12 protein-coding genes are annotated in these 16,291 nt (G+C 71.1%); 7 read left to right on the top strand and 5 right to left on the bottom strand.

What is annotated here, in order from left to right:
• Positions 1-2: 2 nt before the first annotated feature.
• Positions 3-758: a (5-formylfuran-3-yl)methyl phosphate synthase gene (locus tag CXR04_RS34475; protein WP_101426097.1), complete on the bottom strand. Its 756-nt coding sequence runs from the start codon at positions 756-758 to the stop codon at positions 3-5.
• 491 nt (positions 759-1,249) lie between these two features.
• On the opposite strand from CXR04_RS34475, the gene CXR04_RS34470 reads away from it, so the two are divergent.
• The 3 genes from CXR04_RS34470 to CXR04_RS34460 are packed head-to-tail and all read left to right on the top strand — an operon-like array spanning position 1,250 to position 4,904.
• Positions 1,250-1,798, top strand: a complete 549-nt coding sequence (locus CXR04_RS34470) for a 2Fe-2S iron-sulfur cluster-binding protein (RefSeq protein WP_101426096.1) — start codon at positions 1,250-1,252, stop codon at positions 1,796-1,798.
• The gene (locus CXR04_RS34465) at positions 1,795-2,793 is read left to right on the top strand and encodes an FAD binding domain-containing protein (RefSeq protein ID WP_101426095.1); all 999 of its coding nucleotides are present in this window, start codon (positions 1,795-1,797) and stop codon (positions 2,791-2,793) included. Before CXR04_RS34470 ends, CXR04_RS34465 begins: the two co-directional genes overlap by 4 nt.
• Entirely contained in the window at positions 2,790-4,904 is a 2,115-nt protein-coding gene (locus tag CXR04_RS34460) for a xanthine dehydrogenase family protein molybdopterin-binding subunit (protein ID WP_101426094.1), read from the top strand. Before CXR04_RS34465 ends, CXR04_RS34460 begins: the two co-directional genes overlap by 4 nt.
• Before the next feature lie 118 nt (positions 4,905-5,022).
• Here the strand turns inward: CXR04_RS34460 and CXR04_RS34455 are convergent, their stop codons facing one another.
• The gene (locus tag CXR04_RS34455; RefSeq protein ID WP_101426093.1) at positions 5,023-7,158 is read right to left on the bottom strand and encodes an amylo-alpha-1,6-glucosidase; all 2,136 of its coding nucleotides are present in this window, start codon (positions 7,156-7,158) and stop codon (positions 5,023-5,025) included.
• 160 nt (positions 7,159-7,318) lie between these two features.
• Between CXR04_RS34455 and CXR04_RS34450 the strand changes: the two genes are divergently transcribed.
• The 4 genes from CXR04_RS34450 to CXR04_RS34435 all read left to right on the top strand — a co-directional run bounded on the left by CXR04_RS34450 (position 7,319) and on the right by CXR04_RS34435 (position 11,852).
• Positions 7,319-8,407, top strand: coding sequence for a LacI family DNA-binding transcriptional regulator (locus CXR04_RS34450; protein ID WP_101426092.1), 1,089 nt, complete (start codon positions 7,319-7,321; stop codon positions 8,405-8,407).
• 102 nt (positions 8,408-8,509) lie between these two features.
• Positions 8,510-9,754 (top strand): sugar ABC transporter substrate-binding protein, encoded by a 1,245-nt coding sequence (locus CXR04_RS34445; protein ID WP_101426091.1) that lies wholly within the window; start codon positions 8,510-8,512, stop codon positions 9,752-9,754.
• Positions 9,751-10,842, top strand: coding sequence for a carbohydrate ABC transporter permease (locus tag CXR04_RS34440; protein WP_234380653.1), 1,092 nt, complete (start codon positions 9,751-9,753; stop codon positions 10,840-10,842). Before CXR04_RS34445 ends, CXR04_RS34440 begins: the two co-directional genes overlap by 4 nt.
• A complete protein-coding gene (locus CXR04_RS34435) occupies positions 10,839-11,852 on the top strand; it encodes a carbohydrate ABC transporter permease (RefSeq protein WP_234380652.1) in 1,014 nt (337 codons plus the stop codon). The genes CXR04_RS34440 and CXR04_RS34435 overlap by 4 nt, the downstream gene beginning before the upstream one ends.
• Before the next feature lie 22 nt (positions 11,853-11,874).
• Here the strand turns inward: CXR04_RS34435 and CXR04_RS34430 are convergent, their stop codons facing one another.
• The 3 genes from CXR04_RS34430 to CXR04_RS34420 form a co-directional block, all read right to left on the bottom strand.
• Positions 11,875-12,684 carry a PhzF family phenazine biosynthesis protein gene (locus tag CXR04_RS34430; RefSeq protein WP_101426090.1) on the bottom strand — a complete coding sequence of 270 codons (810 nt, stop codon included), beginning with the start codon at positions 12,682-12,684 and terminating at the stop codon, positions 11,875-11,877.
• A gap of 256 nt (positions 12,685-12,940) precedes the next feature.
• On the bottom strand, positions 12,941-14,239 hold the full coding sequence (locus CXR04_RS34425; RefSeq protein ID WP_101426089.1) for a hypothetical protein: 1,299 nt from the start codon (positions 14,237-14,239) through the stop codon (positions 12,941-12,943).
• A gap of 591 nt (positions 14,240-14,830) precedes the next feature.
• Positions 14,831-16,153: a BNR-4 repeat-containing protein gene (locus CXR04_RS34420; RefSeq protein WP_101426088.1), complete on the bottom strand. Its 1,323-nt coding sequence runs from the start codon at positions 16,151-16,153 to the stop codon at positions 14,831-14,833.
• Between the last annotated feature and the right edge of the window lie 138 nt (positions 16,154-16,291).

Here is a 16,291-nt window from a genome sequence, read left to right as displayed (position 1 = left end):
GGTCAGTGCACGGAAGAGACGCCGACGGTGTGCTCTCGGGCGTGCCGGTCCATCTCCGCCCGGAAGGCGGCCACCAGATGTGGCTGGATCCTGCCGGTATTGCGGTCACCGCCCTCGCAGACCGCTCCCCGCACGCCCACGATGTCCGTACCGATGCGGGTCAGCGGACCGAGGTCGGCGTGCGTGACACTGCCCGCGAGGGCCGCGAGCCGACCGGAGGCGTGGGTCAGCCGGACGAACTCCGCGCACACGTCCGGCGGAACGTGGTCGAACAACCGCGTCCCGTCCTTGACGGCGGTGTCGAGCATGGCCGCGTCGGCGCCGGAGCGGGCGGCGATGTCGGGCACGGCAAGCGGATTGACGCAGCCGATCCGGTGGGCGTCGGCATAGCCCGAGGCGACGACGAGCGCGTCCGGGCGGTGGTCCTTCACTGCCCGGACCACCGCGCGCATGACCTCGATGCCCTGAGCAGGCGTCGTGCATCCGTAGAGGCCGACCTTGATGTACGTGGCCCCCGAGACGACCGCACCGAGCGCAGCCTGGGCCACCGTGCCGGGCTTGTACGGGACATCCCCTACGGTCGCGGACACCGGCTTGTCCGCCGGGACCGCTGCGCGGATCTCCCTGATGACCCAGGGGAAGTTCGCGCCGAGAGAACCCTCATCAGGCTTCTTGACGTCGACGATGTCGAGATGCTCCGCAGCCTTCGCACAATCGAGAGCCTCCTCGACACCGTCCGGGGAGATGAGAAGCAACACCTTGACCTCCTTCGCCGCCGGTCCGCCCGGCCGAGGGACCGGGGACCGCGGACCACCTGGCTGATGTGCGGTGCGCTCATCATTTCCGTCACCCTCGGAGATCGGGAGGGCGCACAGAGTACCCAGGGTGCCCATGTCCACATCAACGCGCCGTACATATCAGCGAAAATCGGTTAATAACTGATGATTCGTCCAGTCGGTGAATAACTCGGCCGCACCGGGGGCGGTGGGGCGGGGGCGTCCAAGGGGAGTTGTTTGCGGCGGATGACGGCCTGGCCGGCGGCAAGGGAGACGGTGTTGTCGCTGCTTGGTGCGCGGCGACACGCGCGCACCGGTCGGCGACACCCCCGATCGCTCCGTTTTGTCGTTAATGTCCGTATAGGGTGATGGCGCACATCGGCGCCCGGATGGTGCGGTCACCGAGGTTTCGCCTCGCGCAGCGTGGTACCCGCTGTGCTGGGACCGACGCCGGAGCGCCCGGGAGGTGGCTCATGGAACACCGGATCACCCTTCGGGTGGACGGCACGGAAAGGTCCGTGACGGTCGACGTGCGCACCACGCTGCTTGACGCGCTGCGCGAGCGTCTGGGGGTGACCTCTCCGAAGAAGGGCTGCGATCACGGTCAATGCGGCGCCTGCACGGTGCTGCTGGAGGGCCGGAGGCAGCTCAGTTGCCTGACCTTCGCCGTCGCGCACGACGGCGACCGCGTGATCACCGCCGAGGGTCTCGGCGAAGCGTTCGGCGACGGCGGGCTGCACCCCGTGCAGCAGGCGTTCATCGAGCAGGACGGCTTCCAGTGCGGTTACTGCACACCGGGCCAGATCTGCTCGGCCGTCGGCATGCTCGACGAGGCGGAGGCCGGCCACCCCAGCCATGTCACCGAAGACCTGACGCCGCCGGCCACGCCCGGCTTGCCCGTGCCGCTCGACGACGAGGAGATCCGCGAGCGGATGAGCGGCAACCTGTGCCGTTGCGGCGCGTACGTGAACATCCTCGCCGCGCTGCGCGAAACCGCGGTGGCGCCCCGGGGTGCCTCGTGATCCCCTTCGAATACCAGCGGGCCGCTCACGCCGAGGAGGCGGTGGCCACCGTCGCCGCCCACCCGCACGCCGTATTCCTCGGCGGCGGCACCAACCTGGTCGACCACATGAAGCTGGGCGTCGCCGCGCCGCAGATGCTCGTCGACGTGTCACGACTGCCCCTCGCCGAAGTGGAGGAGATGCGCGGCGGCGGACTGCGCATCGGCGCGACGGTGCGCAACAGCGACCTCGCCGCCCATCCCCTCGTACGGGAGCGGTTCCCGGCGCTGGCCCGGGCGCTGCTCGCGGGTGCCTCCGGGCAGCTCCGCAACGCCGCGACCACCGGCGGGAATCTGCTGCAGCGCACCCGCTGTCGCTATTTCCAGGATGCCACCACGCCGTGCAACAAGCGGGAGCCCGGCTCCGGTTGCGCCGCGATCGGCGGCTGGGACCGTTACCACGCGGTGCTCGGCGCCTCCGAGCACTGCACCGCCGTGCACCCTTCCGACATGGCGGTGGCCCTCCTCGCCCTGGACGCGACGGTGCACGTGCTCGGCCCAGACGGGGCCCGCACGCTGCCCCTCGCCGAGTTGCACCGGCTGCCGGGGGACGCGCCAGAGCGCGACACGGTGCTGGCACACGGCGAGCTGATCACTGCCGTGGAGCTGCCGCCCGCAAGCGGGATGACCCGCCGGTCCACGTACCGCAAGGTGCGAGAGCGCGCCAGCTACGCGTTCGCGCTGGTGTCCGTCGCCGCCGCGCTGGACCTGGACGACGACGCCGGCGTCGTCAGGGACGTGCGGATCGCGCTCGGCGGCGTCGCCCACAAGCCATGGCGCGCCGAGCGGGCGGAGGACACGCTGCGCGGCGCGCCCGCGACACAGGAGTCCTTCCGCCGGGCCGCCGAAGCCGAGATGGCCGCCGCCGAGGCCCGGAACGGCAACGCGTACAAGGTGCCGCTGGCCCGCAACACCATGGTCAGGGTCCTGCGAACCCTCACGGAGGGAAGGCGATGACGACACTTCGCCCCCGCGCCGTCGGTGCGTCGTTGGCACGTCTGGACGGCCCGGCCAAGGTGACGGGGACCGCCCGCTATGCGTTCGAGCATCCCGTCGACGACCCGCTGTACGCACATCCGCTGCAGGCCGCCGTCGCCCGCGGCCGGGTGAGCGCCGTGGACACCGAGGCGGCCGAGGGCTGCCCCGGCGTCGTGGCCGTGCTCACCTACCCCGGCGCGCCCCGGCTGGAGGAGACCGGCGACCAGGAGTTGGCGGTGCTCCAGTCCGGCCGGGTCGGCTTCCGCGGCCAGTTCGTGGGCGTGGTGGTTGCAGAGAGTCCGGAGACCGCCCGACACGCCGCCTCCCTGGTACGGATCTCCTACGACGAGGAGGAGCCGGACGTCGAGTTGCGCGCCGACCGCGACGACCTGTACGCCCCAGACGTCGTCAACCCCGCCTTCCCCACCGACAGCGACCACGGCGACGTGGACGCGGCCATGGACCGGGCCGCGGTCACCGTCGACGTCACCTACACGACGCCGATGGAGCTCAACAATCCGATGGAGCCGCACACCACGGTCGCCGTGTGGCAGCCGGACTCCGCGGTTCGGTTGCTGCTCTACGCCTCCACGCAGGGCGTCCACTCCGTACGCAAGACCCTCGCCCCGCTGTTCGGGCTCGAGGCCGACCAGGTGCGGGTGATCTCCCCGCATGTCGGCGGCGGATTCGGCTCCAAGGGCATGCCACACGCGCACGACGTGCTGGCCGCGCTGTGCGCCAAGGCGGTGCCGGGCAGGCCGGTGAAGCTGGCCCTGACCCGCCAGCAGATGTTCACCCTCACCGGTCACCGCACCCCCACCATCCAGCATCTGCGGCTGGGCTGCGACGCGGCGGGCCGGTTGACCGCGATCGCCCACGACGTGGTCGAACGCACCTCCCGCATCAAGGAGTTCGCCGAGCAGACGGCCACCGGCACCCGGATGATGTACGCCGCGCCCAACCGCCGTACCTCGCACCGGCTGGCGGCGCTGGACGTACCCGTGCCGTCCTGGATGCGTGCACCCGGCGAGTGCCCGGGCCTTTTCGCGCTGGAGTGCGCGATGGACGAACTGGCCGTCGCCTGCGGCCTGGACCCGATCGAGCTGCGGGTACGCAACGACCCGCCGCAGGACCCCGAGACAGGACGCCCGTGGTCCGGGCGGAAGCTGGTGGAGTGCCTGCGCGAGGGGGCCCGCCGCTTTCGCTGGGCCCAGCGGCCCGCCGCCCCCGGCTCCCGCCGCGAAGGGCGGGACCTGGTCGGTCTGGGCGTGGCCTCGTCCACCTATCCCTACTACGCGAGCCCGGGTTCCGAGGCTTCGGTCGTCTTCGACGGCGAGGGCCGCTGGACGGTACGGATCGGCGCGGCCGACATCGGCACCGGTACCTGGACGACGCTCACCCAGATCGCTGCCGACGCGCTGGACGCAGCGCCGGACGACGTGACCCTGCTGATCGGAGACACCACGCTGCCGCCGGCGACGGTGGCCGGCGGCTCCTCCGGCCTGGCCTCCTGGGGCTCGACGGTGGTCGAGGCCGTCCGTACCTTCCGCCAGGAGCACGGCGACGACCCGGATCCGGGCGCCGAATCCCGCGCGGGGATGCCGGAGAACCCGGACCGGAAGAAGTACGCGCTGCACTCCTTCGGCGCGCACTTCGCCGAGGTGCGGGTGGATGTGGATACCGGCGAGATCCGGGTGCCGCGGATGCTCGGCGTCTTCTCCGCAGGCCGGATCGTCAACCCGCGCACCGCCCGGTCCCAGTTCCTCGGCGGCATGACCATGGGCTTGTCCATGGCGCTGCACGAGCACGCAGTGCTGGACCCCCGCACCGGGCACGTGGTCAACAACGACCTCGCCGACTACCACATCGCCGCGCACGCGGACGTCTGCGACATGGACGCCATCTGGCTGGACGAGGAGGACCCGCACACCAACCCGATGGGCACCCGCGGCATTGGCGAGATCGGCATCGTGGGCTCACCGTCCGCCGTGATCAACGCGGTGTTCAACGCGACCGGGGTACGCGTGCGAGACCTGCCGGCGACACCGGACAAGCTGCTGGAAGCGTTGGACACACTGCGCGGCGCATGACGGCCCTACGGCCGCACCAGGCGAGGCGGCCAGCGCGGCATCCGACCTCGGACCCGTGGGCTGAACCTGGTGACGCTCTCCCCCCTGTGCCACACCCGCCTCACCACAGAGGCTGCGGTCAAGTCCGCTGCGTCGTCGCGTCGCGGCGGGTCTGGACCGTGATTCCCGCGGGCGCCTGAATGGTCGGGGTGCCGTCGGCGGACAGCACGATCTCCAGGGGGGCACCAGCGACTTCGAGGCCCGCGGCGCGGAGTGGGAGGAGGGCGCCGGGGACCTGCGGGGAGACCGTCAGCGTGCCGTTCGGGACGTCGGGAGTGAGACCCAGCAGCGACTGCAGTACCAGTACCACGGACGCGGCCGCCCACGCCTGCGGGCGGCAGGCCGCCGGGTACGGGACGGGACGGCTGCCGGAGTCCGTGCCGTAGCCGGCGAACAGCTCCGGCAGCCGGGCGTCGAAGTCGCCGGCGGCTCGGAGCAGTCCGGTGGCCAGGGCTGCCGCGGGCTCGGGGAAGCCGGCGCGAGCGAGGCCGTGCACGGCGATGGCGGTGTCGTGCGGCCAGACCGAGCCGATGTGGTAGCCGAGCGGGTTGTAGCCGCCGGAGTCGCTGCTGAGCGTGCGCAGCCCGAAGCCCGAGTCGAGGTCGGCTTCGGCCAGTCGCTTGGCCAGCAGAGCGCTCTCCTCGGGATTCAGCAGGCCGGTGCCCAGCAGATGCCCGAACCCCGACGTCACCGAGTCGACGGGGCGTTTGTCGCGGTCCAGCGCGACGGCGGGGTACGGGCCACGGGCGTCCTCGACCCAGAATGCCTCGCGGAACCGGGACTTCAGGCGTTCCGCCCATTCCTCCCAGCGCTCCGCGCCAGGGCGGCCGAAGGCACGCAGCAGCGCGGCGCCGCCCCGGGCGGCCTCGTAGGCGTAACTCTGCACCTCGCACAGGGCGATCGGCGGCTCCGCGAGCCGGCCGTCGCGGAACCGGATGCCGTCGCCGGAGTCCTTCCAGCCCTGGTTGGCCAGGCCCGTGCCGGTGGTGTCGACGTACTCCAGGAAGCCGTCGCCGTCGGCGTCGCCGTACTCGTTCATCCAGGTCAGGGCCCGCTCGGCGTGCGGCAGCAGCGCCTCGACCTCGGCCGGGTCCAGACCCCAACGCCAGGCGTCGTGCAGCAGGGTCACCCACAGCGGGGTGGCGTCGACCGTGCCGTAGTACACGGGCGGCAGCGACGCGGACCTGCCGGACAGGCACAGGCCCGCGCGGCGTACCTCGTGCAGGATCTTGCCCGGCTGCTCCTCGGTGGCCGGGTCGGTGACGGTGCCCTGGCGGCGGGCCAGGATCCGCAACGTGCTTGCGGCGAGCCGGGTGCCGAGCGGCAGCAGCATCCGCGCGGCCCACAGCGAGTCGCGGCCGAAGAGCGTGGCGAACCAGGGGGCCCCGGCCGCGAGGAACAGGTCGTCGGGGCGCCGGGGATCGGCCAGCAGCAGCCGTTCGAGGTCGGCGTGGGACCGGTCGAGCCAGACGTCGAGTCGGCGGTCGGCGCTGCGTACCCGGGGAGTGCGCCAGGGTGGGCTGCCGGGGGCCGCGGCGGGGAACGGCTCGCCCTCGGCGTCCTCGGCGGTGCACACGAGGTCGGCGTCCCAGACGTCGCCGGGGGCCAGCGCCACGTCGTAGTGCAACCGGCCCCCGGAGGCGCCGGCCTCGATGCCGGTGGGCGCCGGGGAGCCGGTCAGCCGTACCGTCACGGTGGCGTCGGTCCAGACGAGCGTGGTGCCGGTGGCGACGTCGATCGCGGCAGCGGCCTGGCCCGGCGGCCGGCCCGCTTTGACCTCCTCCATGGTGGCCAGGTCGGTGCCCGCGTCCACGGTCAGCCGTATCAGCGCCGGGATCCGGCCGGAGTTGCGCACCCGCAGCGACTCGGTCAGCCGGCCCGGAGCGGTGGCGCGCCGCCGCTCCAGCACGACGGCGGGGTCGGCGGTGGTCTCGGCGACCCCGCGCAGCACGGTGCGGAACAGCGCGCGGTCCGCACCTTCCAGCCCTCCCGAGACCGGTGCCGCGGGCACGCCGTCGGCGGAGACCGACAGCCGTGCCAGGGCGCGGCGTTCGCCGTGGTAGAAGCCGTCCGCGCCGTCGTGCAACTGCCCGTCGGGCCGGGAGACGGCGAAGGCCGGCGCATGCAGTGTGACGACACGGTCGTGCAGGAAGGGCTGCAGGCCCGCTTGAGAGGCCGATTCGACGCCGGTCCCCTCCGGGGTCTTGACACTCATCTCAGGTGAGGACCAATCTCTGAGGCATTGGAGCGTTCCAAGAAATGTAAGCGCAGTTCAAATGGATCACAATCCTTTGGATCGCTCCAACCCACGGTGCTTCAGCGGCTTCACGGAGCTCCGCGGACTGTCACCGGAGCACGGCGCAGGAGGGACAGCCATGGCAGAGCTGTCGGGCCAACGGGCGGGAGCGCCCCAGCGGGCAGGGGCGACCGGGAACGTGACGCTGGCGATGGTCGCCGCACGCGCGGGGGTCTCCCCGCAGACCGTCTCCAACGCCATCAACTCGCCCGACCTGCTACGCCCCGACACCCTGGAGCGCGTACGGCAGGCCATCGACGCCCTCGGCTACCGCCCCCACCGCGCCGCGCAGACCCTGCGCACCCGCTCCAGCAAACTCCTCGGCTACGGCATCCAGCCCGTGCCGCCGGGTACCGCCACCCCGGTGCTCGATCACTTTCTGCACGCGCTCTCCCAGACCGCGGACGAGGCCGGCCATCGCATCCTGCTGTTCGCCGCCCCCACCGGGCCCGGGTTGCTGGAGGCGTACCAGGAGCTGCTGGACACCCACAACGTCGACGGCTTCGTACTCAGCGGCACCGCGCACGGCGACCCCCGGCAGGCGTGGCTCGCCGGGCACGGCGTGCCGTTCGCCGCCTTCGGGCGGATGTGGTCGGGGCGGAAGGTCGGCGACTGGGTCGACATCGACAACGCCGCCGGCACCGACGCCGCGGTCGACCACCTCGTCGGCCTGGGCCACGTGCGGATCGCCTTCCTCGGCTGGCCACGCGGCTCCGGCACCGGCGACGAGCGGGCCGCGGGCTGGAAACGCGCCCTGCAACGCCACGGGCTGCCGGTGCGCGGCCGCCGCGCGGAGAGCGAGGACGACGTGGAGGCCGCCCGGCACGCCGCCGGCCCGCTGCTCGACGCCGGCGCCACCGCCGTCGTCGCGGCCAGCGACACCCTGGCCGTCGGCTGCTACCGGGCGCTCGCCGACCGCGGCCTCAGGCCGGGCGCGGACGTGGCCGTCACCGGCTTCGACGACACCCCCGCGGCGCCGCTGCTCACGCCGAGCCTGGCCAGCGTCGCGCAGCCGCTGGACGCCGCGGGCCGCGAGTGCGTCCGGCTGCTGCTCGCCCGTATGGCCGACTCCGGCCGCGCGCCCGAACGGCTGCTGCTGCCGCCCTCGTTCGTCGTCCGTGACTCCGCGGGCCCCGCCGCGGGGCCGCAGCCGCGCACACGCCACTGAGCTGTACGGCACCGAGCCGTACCCCCTGCGTACCTCCCCCGCACCGCATCGGCGCACCGCACCCCTCCCCGCTTCCCGAGCCGCAACCCGAAGGACTCTCCGATGAAGAACCGCACCTCTCTGGTCGCCCTCGCCGGCGGCCTCAGCCTCCTCGTCGCCACCGGTTGTTCCTCCGGCTTCGGAGACGACGACACCGAGCAGGACACCGGCGGAAAGCAAGAGCTCACCGTGCTCATCGCCTCCTCCGGCGCGGCCGAGACGAACGCCGTGGAGGAGGCCGTCGCCGGCTACGAGAAGTCCTCCGGCAACGAGGTCCGCGTACAGGCGGCGAAGGACATGAACCAGCAGCTCGGCCAAGCCTTCGCCGGAGGCAACCCGCCCGACGCCTTCTACGTCGCCTCCGACCAGTTCGCCAACTACGCCGCCGGCGGCTCCCTCTTCCCGTACGGCGACAAGGTCGAGAACGTCGAGGACTTCCCCGAGGCGCTGCGGCAGTCGTTCTCGTACGACGGCGATCTGACCTGCGTGCCCAAGGACGCCAGCTCCCTGGCCCTGGCCGTGAACCCGAAGCTGTGGAAGGCGGCCGGGCTCACCGAGGCGGACTACCCCACGAGCTGGGCCGAGTTGGAGAGCGTGGCGAAGAAGCTCACCCGCGGCGACGTCACCGGACTGGTGACCAGCGAGGAGTACCAGCGCCTCGGCGCGTTCATGAAGCAGGCGGGCGGATGGATCACCGACGTCGAGCAGACGGAGATGACGGCCGACTCCCCGGAGAACGCCGAGGCCCTCGGATTCGTCAAGCGCGGGTTGCAGGACGGCTGGTGGAAGTACGCCAAGGACGTCGACGCGCTGAACGCCGGTGAGGCATTCGGCCAGGGCAAGGCCGCCATGACCATCGAGGGCAGTTGGTTCGCCGGCCAGATGGAGCACGACTTCCCGGACACCGACTACCGGCTCGCCGAACTCCCCGACGGCCCCGCGGGCAGCGGTGACCTCGCCTTCAGCACCTGCTGGGGCATCGCACAGGACAGCACGCACCGCGCCGCCGCCGTGGATCTCGTACGGCACCTCACCGCGCCGGAGCAACAGGCCGCCATGGGCGAGGGCTTCGGTGCCATCCCCGCCCGGGAGAGCGCGGCGGAGACGTACTTCGGCGACCACCCCGACCGCGAGCCCTGGACCCCTGCCGGCGAGGGCATGCAGGGGCCGGTGACCGTCCAGGGCATGGACAAGGTGCTCGCCCAGCTCAACAGCGAGCTGCTCGGGCTGAAGGGCGCGGACCCGGCGACGATCCTCGCCGACGTGCAGCGCAACGGAGAGCCGGTGATAGAAGAGAGCACGAAGTGAGGCGCAGGGGCACCGTCCACGGCCGCGAGCGTCTTTGGGGCTGGCTGTTCGTCAGCCCCATGGCGGTTGTCCTCGGGCTGTTCCTGGCACTGCCCGTGTTCATGGCGATATGGGTATCGCTGCTCGACTGGAACGGCCAGTCCAACCCCTTCACCGGCGGCGAGGCGGACTTCGTCGGCCTGGACAACTACCGGGCGCTACTCACACAGGACGGCCTGGACCGCACGCTGTTCGCGACCTCGCTGCGGAACAACGCGTACTACGTCCTGCTGGCCGTGCCGCTCGCCACTTCGGCAGGTCTGCTTCTCGCGCTGGTCGTCAACCAGCGGCTGCTGAAGGGCCGCGGGCTGGCACGCACCACGTTCTACTTCCCGTCCGTCACCAGCTCGATCGCCGTCGCCACCGTGTTCCTCTTCCTCTTCCAGGGCAGCGGGGCGGTCAACAGCCTGCTCTCCTGGGTCGGCGTCGAGGGACCGAACTGGCTGAACGACCCGCGCGGCGTGACCTGGGTGCTGCTCGGCGGGCTCGGCCTCGTCGACCCCGACCAACCCAGCGCGTCCCTGGCGGCGCACGACTTCCTCGGGCTGCCGCTGACCGAGTGGCTCGCCGGGCCCTCGGTGGCGCTGCTCACCCTGGTGCTGATGGCGACCTGGACCACCTCCGGCACCTTCATGCTGATCTTCCTGGCCGCCCTGCAGAACATCCCGCGCGAGCTGGAGGAGGCCGCGGCGCTCGACGGCGTGGGCCGTCGCCGGATGTTGTGGCACGTGATCCTTCCGTCGATCCGCCCCGTGGTGTTCCTGGTGCTCACCCTGGCGATGATCGGCAGTTGGCAGGTCTTCGACATGGTCTACGTCATGGGGCAGGGCTCCCCCGCCAACACCACGCTGACGCCGGCCTTCCTGTCGTACAGCTCGGCCTTCGACAGCGCCGACTTCGGGCAGGGCGCGGCGGTCGCCTTCCTCCTCTTCGCGATCATCCTGACGCTCGTCCTGCTGCAGCGCTGGCTGCTGCGGGAGCGCGGCCCCGGGCGGGACCGGCTCAGGAATCGGGGACGGCGGGGCACCTCGGAGAGGAGCCGCGCATGACTGCCACCGACACCACGTCTCGCGCCGCGGAAGACGGCCGCACCATGGCCGGGGAGGGCACGGCTCACGGCAGGTCCGTACGTCGCCTGCATCTCGGCGCCCGCGCGCTCGGCCGGCGGCGCCCCACCGGCGACGCCCGGGACGAGCGGCCGGTCCTGCCCCGGTTCCCGCGGCCCGCGCGGCTGTTCGGCTACGCGCTGGTCGCGGGTCTGGCGCTGCTGTACCTGCTGCCCTTCCTGCTGCAGATCTCGAACAGTTTCAAGACCGAGGCGGACGCGGCCGCCGACCCGCTGGCGCTGTGGCCGTCGACGCCGACGACGATCACGTACGAGCGGCTGTTCGGCCTGGGCGGGGAAGCGGACAGCGTGCCGTTCCCGCGCTGGCTGGCCAACTCCGCGCTCGTCACCGTGCTGATAACGGCGGGGCGGGTGCTGTTCGACTCGATGGCCGGATACGCGCTGGCGCGGCTGCGGTTCCCCGGCCGGGCGGTGCTCGCCGGCTTCGTCCTGGCGGTGATGGCGGTGCCCGGGGTCGTGCTGCTGATTCCCAGGTTCCTGGTGCTCAACAGCTTCGGCATGTTCGACACCTACTCCGGGATGGTGGTGCCGCTGCTGGTGGACGCGGCCGGGATCTTCATCATGAAGCAGTTCTTCGAGACCGTGCCGCGCGAGCTGGAGGAAGCGGCGCGGATCGACGGGGCGGGGGTGCTGCGCACGTTCTGGTCGGTGGTGCTGCCCATGGCGAGGCCCGCGCTGATCACGCTGACGATCCTGTCCTTCCAGGGCTCCTGGAACGAGTTCACCCACTTCCTGGTGGCCACGCAGTCCGAGCAGTACGAGACGTTGACGACGGGCCTGGCGAGGTTCGTCTCCGGCGGCCTCGGCGGCGGCAGCCAGTTCCCGCTGAAGCTCGCCGCGGCGGTGCTGTCGACCGTGCCGGTGGCGGTGCTGTTCTTCTTCTTCCAGCGCCACTTCATCCGCGGGGCCAACGCCGGAGCGGTCAAGGAGTGAGGCCAGGCACTCCGGCCAGCGGTTACGCGCGGAGTTCGCCCTCGATGACCGTGACGGCGCGGCCTGTGAGCAGGGTACGTGCACCGCGCAGCCCGACGCGGACCAAGCCGGAGCGCGGCGATGCCTGCCAGCCCGTCAGGTCGGTACGACCCAGCCGCGGGCCCCAGAACGGGGCGAGCGCGGTGTGCGCGCTGCCGGTCACCGGGTCCTCGTCGATGCCGATGCGGGGGAAGAAGCAGCGGCTCACGAAGTCGTATCCGCGTGCGGGGTCCTCGGCGCGGGCGGTGGCGACGATGCCCCGCTCGGAGCACGCGATCAGGGCACGGTGGTCGGGGTCCAGGGCCAGCACGGTCTTCTCGTCACGCAACTCGACCAGAAGGTCGCCCATGTCCTCGCCCGTGTCGTAAACGGACAGCACCTGCGCCCTCAGAGCCTCGGCGAGTTCGGCCGGCACCGGCTCCTCGGCCAGCGGCGCGGTCGGGAAGTCCAGGGTGATCGTGCCGTCCTCGTTCGGTGCCGCCACCAGGATCCCGCCACGGGTCGCGAACCGGACCGGGCCGCGGGTCGTGCCCGTGGCGGCGAGCACATGGGCCGTTGCCAAGGTGGCATGGCCACACAGAGACACCTCGGCGGCGGGTGTGAACCACCGCAGTGCCCAATCCGCGTCGCCGTCCTCGGGAAGCGGGTGCGCGAAGGCCGTCTCGGCGTGGTTGACCTCCCGCGCGACGTTCTGCAGCCAGTCATCATCCGGGAAGGCGTCGAGGAGTACGACGCCTGCAGGGTTGCCCGAGAACGGGCGGTCGGTGAAGGCGTCGACGATACGAATCCGCATTCCGCGACGATAACGGCATGCGAACTGCATAATCGCAGGCCAATGCGGATGCACTGGCCTGGCCCAGCCCGCCGGCCGGCTTCAATGTATCCCGGACTCCGTATCCTCACTCAACGCCCAGGCTGCGGCGCTCCGTGGATGGGACAGCGGGCCGGAGCCGCCCAGCGCCGACTCGGTTCGGTTCCGGCCCGCCTCCCCCACTGGCGTCCGCCGACGGGGATTGTCCTCTCACCCCCGGCCGGGCCAGTGAGAATTGCTAGCCGGTTCGGGGAACGGCGGCGATGGCATCGAGGCGCAGCGGCCTGCGCGCGTCCCGCAGTTCATGCAGCGTCGGGCAGATCCAGCCGCCTTCGTCGAACTCGTTCCAGGCGTAGACGAGTACGGTATTGGCCGGGTTGTTCGCCGGGCGCGCAGCCCTCCACGTGATGGCGTCGCTCAGATGGTCCGCGATCTCCTCGGGGGTCGCCTGCTGAGCCCAATTCTCCTTGAAGTCCGTGTAGTCGGGCTCCCAGGAGACGGGATAGTCGTAGCGAGGCCGCTTGTCCCAGCCCGTCGACACCGTGGGGACGACCTGACCGGCCGCGGCTGCGTACTGCGACCACAAGGTGGCCTCGGAGCCGGCCAGGGCCGCATACGCCACGCCGGACCTCCCCCCGGTCGCGTACCGGCTCACCGCATCCGCCCCGACCGCGGCCTTGACGGCCGCCGCATCCTGCGCGGTCCACGCCATCACCACGATGTATGGATCGGGCAGCCCTGCCGCGGCCGCGGCAGCCCGCACCCTGGCGACCCGGTCAGCGTCGGCGTCGGAGAAGAAGTAGAGGAGGGGGCGTCCCCCCAGCACCCGCTGATAGTTCGACTCCCCGAACCGGGAGACCAGTTCGCCGAGATTCGCATCGAACGCGGCTGTGAAGTTGCTGTCCAGGATCGCGCACCACTTCACCTCGTTCTTGTGCGCGCTGGACAAGTAGAGTTTTCTTCCTCGCGCCAGCGGCTCCTGTGGGTAGTAGACGAAGGCCCAGTAGTCGATCCCCGCATCACGGGCGTAGCGGATCTCCTGGTCCATGACGCCCTGACTGTTCGCGTCGCAGTTCACCGATTCGGTCACTTCGACACCGACGTTATCGACGTACAGGTCGGCGGTGAGGCTCTCGTTGGTGCGGAAGGTGACGGTGTCCAGATTCCCTGAGGCCGTGGTCAACGGTGCGTGGTGCACCCTGCGCACCCCGTCGACGAAGACGTCCACCCACGGTGCGGCTCCCCCGGGCGGAGCAAGGTCGACGATCACCTTTGCCGCGTACCAGGTGTCGTCCGCTACGGTCTGAATGACGCTCCACGTATCGTTGGGGCCGCGCAGCGCGAGCTGTTTGGCGCCGGCGTCGATGCGGGTGGCGATGTCGATGACCGCCTTCGATCCGTCGCGCAGCAACGCCCGGGACCACCGGCCGGCCGTCGACTCCTTCCATTCCCACTGCACGGTGACGGCCCGGCTCTGAGCAGGGAATGTGCGGTCCATCCCGGACATCGAGGCCCCGGAAGCATCGTGCAGGCGCACGCTCTTTCCTGCACGATCCGGCCCATCCACCACTGATACGGCAGTGCCGGCCGGCGACGATACGGCCCACCCGGACGGGGCGGCCCCTGTTGCTTCCGTATCGAAGCCTTGGTTCACGAGGACTCGGCCGGCGTCCGTGATACTGGCGTAATACGGGAGCCGGAAATGGTACTTCTCCGGAGACAGTGTCCGATTCACAGTGCTGCCGACCTGCAGCCCCCGGCCGACCCAGGCATCCCACCGGATCGCTCCCACCAGAGTGGGTTCAGCCCCCTCCTCCTCCCGCCGGGCAGCCGCCCCGGCAGGAACCCCTGTCAAGCCGAGGGCGGCCCCACCGGAAACCGCCGCCGCTGTCTTGAGCACATGCCGCCGCCTCGGCCTGTCGTCCGGACTCGAGGCTGACTCGCCAACAGACATGGTTCACCTCCGCCAATCCCCTGCACTCTGAATCCCGCCTTCGCCGCTGGTGAGACACCGGCAAGGCTTGACCGTGGTCACGGGCAACCGCTCCCGTGACACTCGCGCCGACTCCCCCTTGAATCACGTGAACGGCCGCCCTCGTGTGGAGACTGCCGTCGGTGAGTGGTCCCGTCAGGTGGTGGCCATGATGCGGGTTTGGTAGGTGGTGTAGCTGGGGTAGCGGCCGGCCATCCACAGCACGCCGAGCGGCTCTCCCGAGGGCAGGCCGCGGGGGGAGATCGGGCGTACCTGCGGTTCGCCCGAGGCTGCGGTGATGGCCTTCTTGTGCCAGGTGGCGCCGTGGTCGGGTGTGGTCCAGCGTTCGATCTCGTGGACCGTGCCGATCTCCCGGGACAGCAGCACGACGGACGGGTCGTCGTGGTCGAGAGTGATGCCGCCGGAGTAGTTGGGCTCGCTCGTGTCTTCGCTGATGCTGTCGCCGGCCGCGGTGAGCTCGTGGTCGGTGAACGCACTGCCGTCGAAGCGCGCGTAGTGGTAGCGGTGGTCGGTGTCGGTGGGGAAGACCGCGTAGGTCAGCACCGGCCGGCCGTCGCCGTCGTCGGCGATGTCGTGGATCCAGGCTTTGCCCCCGCCGGAGGCGAAGTCGTAGACGCAGGTGGTCTGGTCGGGGGTGACCGGCGTGCCGAGCGGCCCGATACGGCTTCCATCCGCGCGGAAGAGGGATCCGTTCCGGTAGTACATGTAGTAGATGCCGGTGTCGACGTTACGGGGGTGCCCGTCCGTGAACGCGAAGTGGATGGTGTCGGTGTCGTTGGAGGCGATCTTGACGTAGGGGCGCTGGCCGGGCACGTCGATCAGGCTCTGGGCCGGGGTCCAGAGGTCGCCGCCGGTGGTGGTGGAGTAGGTCGGGTTGGCGTTGCCGCCTCGCCAGAACAAGTAGAGCTTTTTCCCTTCGGCGGCAAGCTCGATCGGGTTGGGATACGTGTAGCCCCAGCCGCCCGCGATGTTCGTCGGCACCGTCTTCAGCGGTTCCCAGCCCTGGCCGATGTCTTCGACGGCGACGGAGCGCCGGTAGTACATCTTGTCGCCGCCGTGGCCGGAGAAGAACACGACGACGCGGCCGTAGCGGATGACGAGGGACGGGTTGTTGTGGTCGTCGATCTGAAAGCCGCTGATCAGCGTCGAGGTGGTGGAGCGACCGGTGTCGTGGTCGTACTGGGTGACGTTGATGTCGCCGGCGGCGGTGATGTAGCCGACGTAGGTGCGCCGGTATGTGCCGCGGTGGTGCACGGCCCGGGGGTCACCGAACCAGCACCAGGCGCCGCTGGGCGCCAGCACCTTCGTACCTGCCGCGACAGGTCGCCGCGTCGAGGGTGTGGCTGCTGCGGCGCCGGCAGGCAGGGCGCCGAGGCCGGGGACGGCTGCCGTGGCGACGAGGGCGCCCAGGACGGTGCGGCGCGCCGGGTGCGACGGACCGGGGGTGAGTGCGGGCATGCGCGGGGTCTCCTTCGGCGGGTGAGGTGAGTGATCTTGGCGCTGACCGGCCCTGCGGTCTGCGCTCCGGTTCGGCCGGGGCCGCGTCAGGGCACGCACCCGGCAACCAGGGGTGGAAGGATGAGCGCCGCTCCCGGA

The organism is Streptomyces sp. CMB-StM0423, from assembly GCF_002847285.1.
In the GTDB taxonomy this organism is placed as follows: domain Bacteria; phylum Actinomycetota; class Actinomycetes; order Streptomycetales; family Streptomycetaceae; genus Streptomyces.
Note: the sequence above shows the minus strand (reverse complement) of the source record. Positions and strands in the feature narration are given on the sequence as shown.

Bases quoted from the DNA above. Each gene is read 5' to 3' on its own strand.
- CXR04_RS34450 (WP_101426092.1), top strand. From the start codon at position 7,319: ATGGCAGAGCTGTCGGGCCAACGGGCGGGAGCGCCCCAGCGGGCAGGG.
- CXR04_RS34470 (WP_101426096.1), top strand. From the start codon at position 1,250: ATGGAACACCGGATCACCCTTCGGGTGGACGGCACGGAAAGGTCCGTG.
- CXR04_RS34460 (WP_101426094.1), top strand. From the start codon at position 2,790: ATGACGACACTTCGCCCCCGCGCCGTCGGTGCGTCGTTGGCACGTCTG.
- CXR04_RS34420 (WP_101426088.1), bottom strand. From the start codon at position 16,153: ATGCCCGCACTCACCCCCGGTCCGTCGCACCCGGCGCGCCGCACCGTC.
- CXR04_RS34430 (WP_101426090.1), bottom strand. From the start codon at position 12,684: ATGCGGATTCGTATCGTCGACGCCTTCACCGACCGCCCGTTCTCGGGC.
- CXR04_RS34445 (WP_101426091.1), top strand. From the start codon at position 8,510: ATGAAGAACCGCACCTCTCTGGTCGCCCTCGCCGGCGGCCTCAGCCTC.
- CXR04_RS34435 (WP_234380652.1), top strand. From the start codon at position 10,839: ATGACTGCCACCGACACCACGTCTCGCGCCGCGGAAGACGGCCGCACC.
- CXR04_RS34455 (WP_101426093.1), bottom strand. From the start codon at position 7,158: ATGAGTGTCAAGACCCCGGAGGGGACCGGCGTCGAATCGGCCTCTCAA.